The 12527-nt window shown below is 63.9% G+C and carries 12 protein-coding genes; 7 read left to right on the top strand and 5 right to left on the bottom strand.

Annotated elements, in window-relative coordinates:
* Positions 1 to 102: 102 nt before the first annotated feature.
* On the top strand, positions 103 to 366 hold the full coding sequence (locus NCR93_RS04200; protein WP_008350806.1) for a hypothetical protein: 264 nt from the start codon (positions 103 to 105) through the stop codon (positions 364 to 366).
* Between the two features lie 31 nt (positions 367 to 397).
* Here NCR93_RS04200 and NCR93_RS04195 read toward each other — a convergent pair whose 3' ends face one another.
* Positions 398 to 1738 (bottom strand): ATP-binding protein, encoded by a 1341-nt coding sequence (locus NCR93_RS04195; RefSeq protein WP_008350808.1) that lies wholly within the window; start codon positions 1736 to 1738, stop codon positions 398 to 400.
* Positions 1722 to 2444 carry a response regulator gene (locus NCR93_RS04190; RefSeq protein ID WP_008350810.1) on the bottom strand — a complete coding sequence of 241 codons (723 nt, stop codon included), beginning with the start codon at positions 2442 to 2444 and terminating at the stop codon, positions 1722 to 1724. The genes NCR93_RS04195 and NCR93_RS04190 overlap by 17 nt, the downstream gene beginning before the upstream one ends.
* Positions 2445 to 2689: 245 nt before the next feature.
* Between NCR93_RS04190 and NCR93_RS04185 the strand changes: the two genes are divergently transcribed.
* Positions 2690 to 3286, top strand: a complete 597-nt coding sequence (locus NCR93_RS04185; RefSeq protein WP_034471310.1) for a Spy/CpxP family protein refolding chaperone — start codon at positions 2690 to 2692, stop codon at positions 3284 to 3286.
* Between the two features lie 69 nt (positions 3287 to 3355).
* On the opposite strand, the gene NCR93_RS04180 is transcribed toward NCR93_RS04185, so the two are convergent.
* Complete coding sequence (locus NCR93_RS04180; RefSeq protein ID WP_175981811.1) at positions 3356 to 4054, bottom strand: pirin family protein; 699 nt, start codon at positions 4052 to 4054, stop codon at positions 3356 to 3358.
* Between the two features lie 356 nt (positions 4055 to 4410).
* Between NCR93_RS04180 and NCR93_RS04175 the strand changes: the two genes are divergently transcribed.
* The 5 genes from NCR93_RS04175 to NCR93_RS04155 all read left to right on the top strand — a co-directional run bounded on the left by NCR93_RS04175 (position 4411) and on the right by NCR93_RS04155 (position 9785).
* Positions 4411 to 5097 (top strand): ABC transporter permease, encoded by a 687-nt coding sequence (locus NCR93_RS04175; RefSeq protein WP_008350817.1) that lies wholly within the window; start codon positions 4411 to 4413, stop codon positions 5095 to 5097.
* A gap of 27 nt (positions 5098 to 5124) precedes the next feature.
* Positions 5125 to 5838, top strand: a complete 714-nt coding sequence (locus NCR93_RS04170; protein ID WP_008350819.1) for an ABC transporter permease — start codon at positions 5125 to 5127, stop codon at positions 5836 to 5838.
* Positions 5839 to 5863: 25 nt separating this feature from the next.
* Positions 5864 to 6643: an ABC transporter ATP-binding protein gene (locus tag NCR93_RS04165; RefSeq protein ID WP_175981809.1), complete on the top strand. Its 780-nt coding sequence runs from the start codon at positions 5864 to 5866 to the stop codon at positions 6641 to 6643.
* Between the two features lie 550 nt (positions 6644 to 7193).
* Positions 7194 to 8342: a porin gene (locus NCR93_RS04160; RefSeq protein WP_008350822.1), complete on the top strand. Its 1149-nt coding sequence runs from the start codon at positions 7194 to 7196 to the stop codon at positions 8340 to 8342.
* 333 nt (positions 8343 to 8675) lie between these two features.
* Positions 8676 to 9785: a porin gene (locus tag NCR93_RS04155; protein WP_008350824.1), complete on the top strand. Its 1110-nt coding sequence runs from the start codon at positions 8676 to 8678 to the stop codon at positions 9783 to 9785.
* Positions 9786 to 9863: 78 nt separating this feature from the next.
* On the opposite strand, the gene NCR93_RS04150 is transcribed toward NCR93_RS04155, so the two are convergent.
* Together NCR93_RS04150 and pgl are read right to left on the bottom strand one after the other, a co-directional pair.
* The gene (locus tag NCR93_RS04150) at positions 9864 to 11774 is read right to left on the bottom strand and encodes a bifunctional transcriptional regulator/glucokinase (RefSeq protein ID WP_033536676.1); all 1911 of its coding nucleotides are present in this window, start codon (positions 11772 to 11774) and stop codon (positions 9864 to 9866) included.
* On the bottom strand, positions 11755 to 12465 hold the full coding sequence (gene pgl, locus NCR93_RS04145; RefSeq protein ID WP_175981807.1) for a 6-phosphogluconolactonase: 711 nt from the start codon (positions 12463 to 12465) through the stop codon (positions 11755 to 11757). Before pgl ends, NCR93_RS04150 begins: the two co-directional genes overlap by 20 nt.
* Positions 12466 to 12527: the final 62 nt, after the last annotated feature.

The raw sequence follows: 12527 nt of genomic DNA, 5'->3' as shown, positions 1-12527 counted from the left end.
CGAGTCACCGCACGGTCATGCGCGTGCCGCGACGCGCACGCATCGCGCAGGTATCATCGATGTTCGAAATCGAATGCCGCTGGCGTGAATCGGGAGGATTGCATGAAGGGAAATCTGGTCATCGTGTGCCGGGATCAGGACGCAGAAACGTTCGACCATCTGCTCGCCGAGTACGGCTCTTTTCAGACGCGGCTGTCGTCGACGACGTGGTTCCTGAAGATCGATCTCGCGCCCGAGGTGATTCAGGAGGAGATTCTCTCGCGCCTCGGCAAGTACACGACGCACTACATCTTCGAGGCGTCGACGGTGACGTACAACACGGTGGACAGCGAAGCGGCGTCCGCGCTCGAAACCCTATTCGACTGACGCCGCTCCGCCTCTCTGACCGAGCGCGCCGTTACAGCGCGCGCTCTTCGTGCTGCGACCCGGCGCGGCGCTCCTGCACCGGCCGCGTGGCGCTGTCGAACGGAAAGGTCATCGTGACCTGCAATCCGCCGTCGGCACGATTGCCGATCTCGCACTCGCCGCCCGCACGTCGCGCGAGCCGCTCCACGATCGCGAGTCCGAGCCCGCTGTGGCCGCTGCCGCCGCGCGCCGGATCGAGCCGCACGAAAGGCCGGCTCGCCTTGATGAGATCGTCCGGCGCGATGCCCTTGCCGTGATCGGACACCGACAATACCCAGCCCTTGGCTTCCCGCCGCGTCTCGATGACGACCGGCGGCGCGCCGTATGCATGGGCGTTATCCAGCAGATTCGACAACAACCGGTCCAGCGACGCCGCCGGCAGCGCGAAAGCGGGCCCCGCTTCGAGCTTGAGGCGGATCGGCTGCGCGTCCGGCGACACCGCGCGATACGCCCGCGCGATCCGCTCGCACTGCTCGTCGACGGGAACCGGCTCGCTGCCGTCCGGGCGGTCGTGCGCGAACACGAGGAACTGGTCGACGATATGCGCCATCGAATCGACATCGCGCACGACGCCGTCGCGCATTTTGTCGTCGTCCATCATTTCGGCGCGCAGACGCAGGCGCGCGAGCGGCGTCTTCAGATCGTGCGCGACGCCTGCAAGCATGACGGCGCGATCGTTCTCCGTCTGCGAGACCTCGCGGACCATCTGATTGAAGCCGTGCGTGAGCTGCCGCAATTCGCGCGGACCGCGCTCCGGCACGGGCGGCGTCGGCTGGCCGCGTCCGAAGCGCCCGACCGCCTGCGCGAGCGCGCGCAGTGGCGACTGCAACTGCCACGCGCCGAAAAGCGCGGCGAGCACGGCGGTCGAAAAGATCAGCGCGAGCCAGACGAGCATGCGGTCGCGCGAGCGCGGCGGACGCAGCGGCTGCACCGGCACGACGACCCAGCCTGCGTCCTTCGCGCCGTGCACCCAGACGCTCGGCGGGCCGCCGGGCTCGTTGAGACGCACGTCGGTGCCGTCGGGCAGACGGTCTTTCAGATCCTCGACAAAGCGCTGCAGCGGCGGCGGCGTGCCCTCGTCGGGCTGCTTCGGCACGTCCGGGCTATCGAGCGCCACGAGGCGCACGCGCGGCGGCAGCGGTTGATCCGGCGTATTGGCGATGTGCTGGCGCACCGCCTCGACCAGGAACACGGCCTCCTCGACGGCGAAGCGCGTCTGCACGTTATCGCGCTCGAAGCGGATGATCGCGAACCACGCGACATGCGACAACACCAGCATGCCGATGACGATGACGACCAGCCGGCCGAACAGCGTGTCAATTGCCCGGCGCATTTTGCTCGCCGTCCGGCACGAACACGTAACCGCGTCCGCGCACCGTCTGGATGAAGCGCGGCGCCGACGGATCGGTTTCCAGGATGCGGCGCAGGCGCCACACCTGCACGTCGATGCCGCGATCGGTGCCGTCGTACTCCGGACCGTGGAGCAGTTCGAGCAGGCGCTCGCGCGTGAGCGTGCGCATCGGGTTGTTCACGAAAATTTTCAGAAGCGCGAATTCGCTGCCCGACAGCGTGAGCGGCCTGTCGTCCTGTTGCAGCGTGCGCGACTGGAAGTCGAGCCTGAAGCGGCCGAACGAATACGGTTCGCGCTGCTCCGGCGCGGCGGACGGAATCGTGCGGCGGCGGCGCAGCACGGCCTGCACCCGCGCGAGCAGTTCGCGCGGATTGAACGGCTTGCCGAGGTAATCGTCCGCGCCGAGTTCGAGGCCGACGATGCGGTCAACGTCGTCCGCGCGTGCGGTCAGCATGATGACGGGGATGTCGTCGCCGGATGCGCGCAATGCTTTGAGCGCGGTCAGCCCGTCGACGCCCGGCATCATCAGGTCGAGCACGATGAGATCGGGCCGCTCGCGTTCGATGCGGCGTTCGAGACCGCCGGCGTCATGCAGCACCGATACCTCGATGCCCTGCCGGACCAGATAGTCGCGCAAAAGGTCGCGCAGTTCGGCGTCGTCGTCGACGACAAGTATTTGCGTAGTCATGGAATGGAGTTTAGCGCGTGCGTCAGACCTCGATTGATGACAGGCCTGCCATAAGGGTTACGGGGTGTTACGACGAAAGCGAGGCGTAAACCTGCGTAACAAGCCTAAACCATGCCGTAACACGCCGTGCACGGCGAACCCCTACGCTGTGTCTCACCGACAAGCGCGAGACCTCCACGCATCAACCCGTACGTCGATGCAGGTTTCGCGGCTTCGGCTTCGAAAACAATCAAGGGAGTACCAAGATGGCCAAGCAATATCGCATCCTCACCGCCGCCGCTGCAGCAATCGCGCTGACGTTCGGCACGGCCTACGCCGCGACGAACGACGCGCCGCCCCCGCCGCCTCCGGGCGGTCCGGCCATGATGGGCGGCCCCGGCGGTCACGGCGGCCACCGCATGGAAATGCGGATGCAGAAGCAGCTGGACGAACTGCACGGCCAGTTGAAGCTGAACGCGGATCAGGAAAAGCTGTGGCAGACCGCGCTCACGACGATGAAGCAGAATCGTCAGGCGATGCGCGAAAGCTTCAGGCAGATGCACGATCAGATGAAGTCGATGGAAAACCAGCCGATCCTCGACCTGAACGCGATGCACGCCGCGCATCAGAAGATCGAGCAGCAGAACGAGCAGTTGCGCGAGCAGACCGCGACCGCGTGGTTGAACTTCTATAACGCGCTGAACGACCAGCAGAAGACGACGGTCAGCACGGCGCTGAAGAAGCACTTCGCGAAGATGCGCGAGCACGAGCAGAAGATGCACGAGCGCTGGGGCAAGCACCGCGGCGGCCCGGACGGCGCACCGGGCGCGGCGGCGGGCGCATCCGCCACGGCCAAGCCGTAAGCCGTCTCGGCGCATGAAAGAAGGCCGCGGAGCATGCGCTCCGCGGCCTTCTTTACATCAGTGGAACGATCAGGCGAGGTCGAACAGCAGCACTTCCGCGTTATCGCCCTTGTCGATCGTCACCTTCGACACGTCTTCGAGCTTCACGGCGTCGCCCGCGCCGAGCGCTTCGCCGTTGACCGTCACCGCGCCGCGCGCCACATGCACATACACGCGGCGGCCCGCCGGCACGTCGAAGTCCGCGCGCTCGTCGCCGTCGAAAAGTCCCGCGAAGATGCGCGCGTTCGCGCCGATCTTCACCGAACCGTCGGTGCCTTCCGGCGATGCGATCACCCGCAGGCGGCCGCGCTTTTCATCGTCGGCGAAGCGCTTTTCCTCATACCCGGGCGCGCCGCCCGGCGCATCCGGAATGATCCAGATTTGCAGGAAGTGCGCGGTGTCCGTCGGCGAACCGTTGAATTCGCTGTGACGCACGCCGGTGCCGGCGCTCATGCGCTGGACATCGCCGGGACGGATCGTCGAGCCGTTGCCCATGCTGTCGCGATGCGCGAGCGCGCCCTCGAGCACGTAGCTCACGATTTCCATATCGCGATGGCCATGCGCGCCGAAGCCCTGTCCGCCCGCGACGCGGTCCTCGTTGATCACGCGCAGCGCGCCGAAGTGCATGTGCTCGGGATCGTAGTAATCGGCGAAGGAGAAGCTGTGATACGAGTCGAGCCAGCCGTGGTTGGCGTGACCCCGTTCGTTGCTGCGGCGAATCTCGATCATGGTGTTTGCTCCCGCCCAAGGCGTTGTTTTGCGATGGAGAGAATGTAAGGGCGACGCCCTTCCGAAACAACGCGCGCCACGGCACTACATCGTTCCGCTGATGCATGTAATCGGACACATCCTGCTTCGAACTCGCGCCCTGGCCGGCTTCGGGTAAAATACCGCGCTTTTCCGGGCGGCGACGGGTTGGGAACGCCCGCGAGACGCCGGGAACGCGCCGCGATGCGCCGGAAAAACGCATCGGAAACGTTGGCAGGGTTAGCAGCAGCGGCTGCTCGCAATTTTGGCCATCTAGAATACCGACCGCCGCGCTCGTCACACTCCATGCACGTCAGGCACCTTACCAAGGAATCACCATGTTGCAAGGCTACGGTCCGCTGATCCTCGCGGGCACCTGGCAGACCGTCAAGCTGGCGGTGCTGTCGCTCGTGTTCGCCTTCGTGATCGGCCTGATCGGCGCGGCGGCGAAGCTGTCGAAGAACCGCGTCGCGTCGGGCGTCGGCACCGTCTACACCACGCTCATCCGCGGCGTGCCCGATCTCGTGTTGATGCTGCTGCTCTTCTACAGCATCCAGATCTGGCTGAATCTCTTCACCGACGCGATGGGCTGGGATCAGATCGACATCGATCCGTTCCTCGCCGGCATTCTGGTGCTCGGCTTCATCTACGGCGCGTATTTCACCGAAACCTTCCGCGGCGCGTTTCTTTCCGTGCCGCGCGGCCAGCTCGAAGCGGGCGCGGCCTACGGCATGACGCCGTGGCAGACCTTCGCGCGCATCATGTTTCCGCAGATGATGCGTTTCGCGCTGCCGGGCATCGGCAACAACTGGCAGGTGATGGTCAAGGCGACGGCGCTCGTGTCGATCATCGGTCTCGCGGACGTCGTCAAGGCCTCGCAGGACGCGGGCAAGGGCACGCTGCGTTTCTTCTTCTTCACGCTGCTCGCGGGCGCGATCTATCTCGCGATCACCACGATCTCGAATCTCGTGCTGATCTGGCTGGAGCGGCGCTATTCCATCGGCGTGCGCAAGGCCGACCTCTAATCGGTCCATTACAGGGCGGCAGGGATCATGATCGAAATCATCCAGGAATACTGGAAGAATTACCTCTTCACCGACGGCTACCGCATCACCGGTCTCGCGATCACGATGTGGCTGCTCGTCATCTCCATCGGCCTCGGCTTTTGTCTTTCGGTGCCGCTCGCGGTCGCGCGGGTGTCGAAGAACAAGCTGCTCTCGCGTTCGGTGTGGCTCTATACCTACGTGTTTCGCGGCACGCCGCTCTATGTGCAATTGCTGCTCTGCTACACGGGCCTGTATAGCCTCCAGGTCGTGCGCGATCACATGCTGCTTTCCGAGTTCTTCAGAAGCGGGATGAACTGCACGCTGCTCGCGTTCACGCTGAATACGTGCGCCTACACCACCGAGATTTTCGCCGGCGCGATCAAGGCGACGCCCTACGGCGAAATCGAAGCCGCGCGCGCGTATGGCATGTCGAGCTTCACGCTGTATCGGCGCGTGATTCTTCCGTCGGCGTTGCGGCGCGCGCTGCCTTACTACAGCAACGAAGTCATTCTGATGCTGCACGCGACCACCGTCGCGTTCACGGCGACCGTGCCGGACATCCTCAAGATCGCGCGCGATGTCAACTCGGCGACGTATCAGTCGTTCGAGGCGTTCGGCCTCGCCGCCCTGCTCTACCTCTGCATTTCGTTCGCGCTCGTGTGGCTGTTCCGCCGCGCCGAGCATCGCTGGCTCGCTTATTTGCGGCCGCAAGGCAAATAAGTTCACCGCCGCTCAAGGACCGTTCATGATTTCCCAGCAGCACAAGCTTTTCGTCGATGACATTCACAAGCAGTACGGCAGCAACGAAGTTCTCAAGGGCGTGTCGCTGAAGGCGAAGGCCGGCGACGTCATCAGCATCATCGGGTCGTCGGGCTCGGGCAAGAGCACGATGCTGCGCTGTATCAACTTTCTCGAACAGCCGAATCAGGGGCGCATCTTCGTCGACGGGAAAGAAGTCCGCACGATGAAGGACAAGACCGGCGCGCTGAAGGCGGCGGACCCGCAGCAATTGCGGCAGGTTCGCTCGAAACTGTCGATGGTCTTCCAGCACTTCAATCTCTGGTCGCACATGAACGTGCTGGAGAACGTGATCGAGGCGCCCGTCAACGTGCTCGGACTTTCGCGGAAAGAAGCGGAGGAGCGCGCGCGTACCTATCTGGAGAAAGTCGGGCTCGCGCCGCGCGTGGAGAAGCAGTACCCGTCGCATCTGTCGGGCGGGCAGCAGCAGCGCGTGGCCATCGCGCGGGCGCTCGCGATGCATCCCGATGTCATGCTCTTCGACGAGCCGACCTCCGCGCTCGATCCGGAGCTCGTCGGCGAAGTGCTGAAGGTGATGCAGACGCTCGCCGAGGAAGGCCGCACGATGATAGTCGTCACGCACGAGATGGCGTTCGCGCGCAACGTGTCGAACCATGTGGTGTTTCTGCATCAGGGGCGCATCGAGGAAGAAGGCCATCCGGATGCCGTGTTCGGCAACACGAAGAGCGAGCGCCTGAAGCAGTTTCTGTCGGGCAGCCTGAAGTAAGCGATCGCTGCCGGAAGCAGCCTTCCACTCCAAAAAAAGCGTCCGTGAGGCGCTTTTTTTACGCCCGGCCGCAAGGCTTTAGACCTCTTTCGCGCCCTGCCTCGACCTAGCGCCGCGGCGAGCGCGCGTCAATAGGCGACAAACCTGACCCCGAAACTTACATGCCGCTGAAGCCCTGATGGAATAAGGCTTTGCGGCGTATTTCCCATCCTGTGGGTCGACTGCCTAGCACATGGGCATTGCATTTTTGACACAAACGGTCGGCGATCGTCATTTTTCTTTGGCGACCATAACGTAATTTGTTAAATTGGTAACGAAAGTACCAAAACGAAGTACACAAAAAGTAGTTTTACTTCAAAAGTCCAAAAGAAACTGAGGAACGGCACCGATCGACGGATCGGGGTCAGATTCGCGCCCACGACGTGCGAATCGTCACTAGCACTACAGCCCGCGCGTGTCCTTCCTCTGAAAACATTTTCGGTTGGGTGCGCTCGCATCGAACCACACAGCAGCACTTGGGTTCTATTTCTTGACAGGGTTGGAGGAGATGATGAAGAAAGCTTTGCTCGCGTCGGCAGCACTGCTGGCGTTCAGCGCGGGGGCGCACGCTCAGAGCAGCGTGACGCTGTATGGCCGCCTGGACGCGGGGCTCGAATACATGAACGGTGTGCCGACCGGTCCGGCCGGCGCGCCCGCCACCGGCTCTTCGCACCGCTTCAAGGCGGAAAGCGGCGATTGGGGCACGAGCTTGTGGGGTTTGAAGGGCGTCGAAGATCTGGGCGGCGGCTATCGCGCCGTGTTCCAGTTGGAAGGCAGCTTCAACACCATGACGGGTCAAGGCCCGGGCGGCGGCGGCCTCTTCAATCGCTGGGCGACGGTCGGTATCGCGAACAATCAGTTCGGTACGCTGTTGCTGGGTCGTGAACTCTTCATCGCCAACGGCGTATGGGACTTCGATCCGTTCGGTCAGTCGAACTGGTCGTCCGCATCGCTGGTGCGTGGCCGCAACTGGCCGCAGTCGAGCAACAACATTTCGTACCAGTCGCCGAAGTTCGCGGGCTTCGACTTCTACGGTCAGTACTCGCTCTCGAACGCGACGAACTGGAACGGTAACGGCACGACGCCGCAAGGCCGCGAAGCGGGCGCGTACATCACCTATACGACGCCCCTCTTCCAGATTCGCGGTATGTACGACGAAATCCGCAACCCGGCAAACGGTACGCTCGGCGGCGCGTACAACCCGATCGACGGCGGCTCGGGCGGCAACGGCGTCTATGCGTACTCGCGCGAGTACACGGCGATGTTCAACCTGTTCCTCGGTCAGTTCAAGGTACAGGGCGCTTATCAGGCAATCCGCAGCTCGGGCATGACGGGCCAGTTGCCCGGCCAACCGACCACGCTCGATCACGAATGGGGCGGCGTGACGTGGCAAGCCACGCCGGCAGCAGCGCTGATCGCGGCGGTGTACCACGTCAACGGCAACAACGGCGCGGGTAACGCGACCATCTACACGGTCGGCGGCTCGTACAACCTGTCCAAGCGCACGCTGCTCGACCTGCAGGTTGCGACGGTGCAGAACAGCAAGGCCGCGAACTACGGTCTCAACGCCAACAACTATGGCTCGGCTGCTTCGACGGACAACCCGTTCCCTGGCCACAGCCAGACGGGCGTGTACGCAGGTATCCAGCACTCGTTCTAAGCAACGGGTCTGACAGAAAAGTCTTTTAGAAGGTTTTCACGCTGCTGCGAGAGGCGCGTATCGGTGCGGTGCCCGAAAGGGTATCGCACCGTTTTTTATTGGATCGCGAGACTTTCGGGCGTTTGCAGCTCGGGCATAACGAACGTCGATGCCGACGGTATCCTGCCCGCGCACGACATTTGTCAACTCGGCAACTAAAACTACAAAATCGGGCATCCGACAAAGTAGTTCTACTTCACAATCCCTCCGAATTCGAGAAATGACGCGGATCGCGGCGTGATCGCGATGCTTCGTCATGCACATGTTTTCTTTGACAGCGTTTTGGAGGGGATGATGAAGAAGGTATTGCTCGCGTCGGCAGCACTCATGGCGTTCAGCGCAGCGGCACATGCACAGAGCAGCGTGACGCTGTACGGCCGCATCGACGCGGGACTCGAATACATGAGCGGCGTGCCCGACGGCGCCGGCGGCAGCACGCATCGTTTTCGCGCCGAAAGCGGCGATTGGGGCACGAGCCTGTGGGGCATCAAGGGCGCCGAAGACTTGGGCGGCGGCAACCGCGCCGTTTTCCGGCTGGAAAACGGCTTCAACGCGATGAACGGCCAGGCGCAAGGCAACCTCTTCAATCGCTGGGCGACGGTCGGTATCGCCAACGATCAGTTCGGTACGGTTCTGCTCGGCCGTGAGCTCTTCATCTCGAACGGCATATGGGACTTCGATCCGTTCGGTCAGTCGAACTGGTCGTCGGCATCGCTGGTGCGTGGCCGCAACTGGCCGCAGTCGAGCAACAACATTTCGTATCAGTCGCCGAAGTTCGCGGGCTTCGATTTCTACGGCCAGTACGCGCTGTCCAACGCGACCAACTGGAACGGCAACGGCACCACGCCGCAGGGCCGTCAGGCCGGTGCGCAGATCACCTACACATCGCCGCTGTTTCAGGTGCGCGGCATCTACGACGAGATCCGCAACCCGGCGAACGGCACGCTCGGCGGTGACTACAGCACGGGCAACGGTGCCTACGCCTACTCGCGCGAATACACGGCGATGTTCAACGTGTTCCTCGGCCAGTTCAAGCTCCAGGGCGGCTATCAGGCGATCCGCACGTCCGGCATGACGAACCTGCTGCCCGGCCAGCCGAGCACGCTCGATCACGAATGGGGCGGCGTGACGTGGCAAGCCACGCCGGCAGCGGCGCTGATCGGCGCGGTGTATCACGTGAACGGCAACAACGGCGCGGGCAACGCGACCATCTATTCGGTCGGCGGTTCGTACAACATCTCGAAGCGCACGCTGTTCGACATTCAGATCGCCACGGTGCGCAACAGCAGCACCGCGAACTACGGCTTGAACGCCAACAACTACGGCACGTCGGCGGCGACGGACAACCCGCTCGTCGGACACAGCCAGTCGGGCGTGTACGCGGGCATCCAGCACTCGTTCTGACGCGCCGGTTCGATCCGCAAGACAAAGGGCCGCCGATTCGCATCGGCGGCCCTTCGTTCATCGCGCTTCGAAAGCGCTTCAGTCGCGCGCCATTCCCGATGCGCCGTGGCTCAGCCAGTCGAGCACGGCGGCGGCGTCATCGTCGCTCGACTGACGCGCCTTCGCGACCGTCTCGCTGATCTTCGCGCCGGGCTTCGGCGCGGCACGGCGAATCGCGACGCCGACCGCGAGAATGTCGATGATGACGAGGTGCAGAATGCGCGAGATCATCGAAAGCTGCGACTCGCGGATCTCGATGTGATCCGTCTCCAGCGCGACCGTCGCGCGCTTGGCGAGCGGCGTGTTGCTCGACGTAATAGCGATGACCGTCGCGCCTTGCTGCATCGCCACTTCGAGCACGCGCAGCAGTTCCGGCGCGCGCCCCGACTTCGACACCGCCACGATCACATCGCCCTTGCCGAGCAGCGCCGCGGACGCCGCCTGCATGTACAGGTCGCCGTACGCGATCGTCGGAATGCCGAAGCGGAAGAACTTGTAGTGCGCGTCCTGCGCGACGATATTCGAATTCCCGAGCCCGTAGAACTCGATGCGCCGCGCGCCGTTGAGGATATCGATCGCGCGCTCGACGTTCTCGAAGTTCAGATGCTCGCGCAACTGCAGGATCGCCGACACGGTGTTGTCGAGCACCTTCGCGCCGAAGTCCGTGGCGGTATCGCCGAGATGCACCTGGCTGTGGCTCACCGGAATGGTGCCGGTCAAGCCGGTCGCGAGCTTCAGCTTGAAGTCGGACAAGCCCTGGCAGCCGAGCGAGCGGCAAAAGCGGATCACCGTCGGCTGGCTGACGTCGGCCTTGCGCGCGATGTCGATAATCGGATCGTTGATGATCGAACGCGGATGATTCAGCGCGAGATCGGCGACGCGCCGCTCGGCGGGCGTCAGCGCGTCACGCATCTGGCGGATGCGTTCGAACACGGCCGACGAACCGCTGTTCGCGCGATTCGACAACTGTTCCGACAAAATCGCCGACACGCCGAGAAACGCCGGATATTCCGCCGTGATGATGTACGTCGGAATGCCCGACAGATACTGCTGGAAGCGCCCTTTCGACTCGAAGCGCTCGCGAAACGGCGACTTGTGGAACAGCTCGCCGAGCTTCAGCACGATGCCGCCGCCGATGTAAATGCCGCCCAGCGCGCCCAGCGTCACCGCGATATTGCCCGCGAACGTGCCGAGGATCGCGCAGAAACAGTTCACCGTTTCGAGCGCGAGCGGCTCGCCTTGCAGCGCGCGCGTCGTGACATCGGCGGCGGTGAAGGTGTCGGCGACCGTGACGTTGTCGCGCTCCGCGAACGCCCGGTAGATCAGCTCCAGCCCCTGCCCCGCGCACACGCGCTCGAACGAGACGTGCGGAAACTTGCGGCGCGCATAGCGGGTGACGAGGTCTTCGTTCTCGTCGAACGGCGAAAACGTCGCGTGACCGCCTTCGCTGCCGAGCGCGATCCAGCGATCGTCCGCCGGAATCAGCCCGGAGACGCCCAAACCCGTGCCGGGGCCGAGCAGACCGATCACGCTGTTCTGCCGCCGCGAGCCGCCGCCGACCTGTTCGCGCTGGGCGTCGGTCAGGCCGGGCAGCGCCATCGCGAGCGCGGTGAAGTCGTTCACGACGAGCAGCGTGTCGAAGCCGAGCGCGCGGCGCGTCGCCTCGATCGAGAAGCTCCAGTCGTGATTGGTCATCTTCACGTGATCGCCGTCGACCGGATTCGCGATCGCGATCGCCGCATGATTGACGCGGCCGACCTTCGTGTCCTTCAGATACTGCTGCATCACCTCCGCGATGCCGGGGTAATCGGCCCCCGGATACACGCGGATCTGCCCGATCTCGCCGGTTGCGGTCTCCAGCGCGAAGCGCGCGTTCGTGCCGCCGATGTCGGCCAGAAGCCGCGGTCCGTCGGCGTGCTGAGCCGCTGTCTTATGCACACCAGTAGACATCGAGCTTCACTCCTTCAGCGTGGGCCAGCGTCGAGATGGCGTTTTTTTGCGGCGCGGCGAGCGCCGCGTTCAGGACGTCGAGTTTCTTCTGCCCGGCGATGAACAGATACAACTGCCCGATCTGCTTGAGCGCCGACATCGACAGGCTCACGCGCGCATGCGGCGCCGCGCCCGGATGCACGGCGATGAACCGGTCCGGCGTGGAGATCGCGAAATCCCATTCGGGCGCGTCGGCGAAAATCGAGGCCGTGTGGCCGTCCTCGCCCATGCCGAGCACGGCCACGTCCGGCAGACGGCGGCGCGGATCGGCGTTCAGTTCGGCGATGTGCGCCTCGAGCGGCTTGGCCGTATCGACGAGCGGCAGGAAATACGCCGACGCCGCCGCGTTCTGCAGCAGCGTGTCGCGCACGAGCTGCGCGTTGCTCGCGGAATCGGTTTCGGGCACCCAGCGGTCGTCGACGAGCGTCACGTCGATGTGCGCCCAGTCGAGCGGCTCGCGCGAGAGCGACTGCAAGAACGGTTTCGGACTCGTGCCGCCCGAGACCGCCAGCGTGGCGTGAGCGGTTTGTCCGGCGGCGTCGGCCGATGCCGCGCCTCTTGCCGCGAGGGACGCTTTCAGCGCGTCGCTCACGGCTTTCGCCAGCGCGTTCGAATGGGCGCGCGGATCGTCGAAAGTATGAAGCTCGATCACTGCTCCTCCTGCTTGTTCTGGTTTATCGATCCGCTTTCTGTTCGCGCCGTCGCAATGACGGG

It is taken from the genome of Caballeronia sp. ATUFL_F1_KS39, from assembly GCF_023630985.1.
GTDB classification, from domain to species: domain Bacteria; phylum Pseudomonadota; class Gammaproteobacteria; order Burkholderiales; family Burkholderiaceae; genus Caballeronia; species Caballeronia zhejiangensis.
Note: the sequence above shows the minus strand (reverse complement) of the source record. Positions and strands in the feature narration are given on the sequence as shown.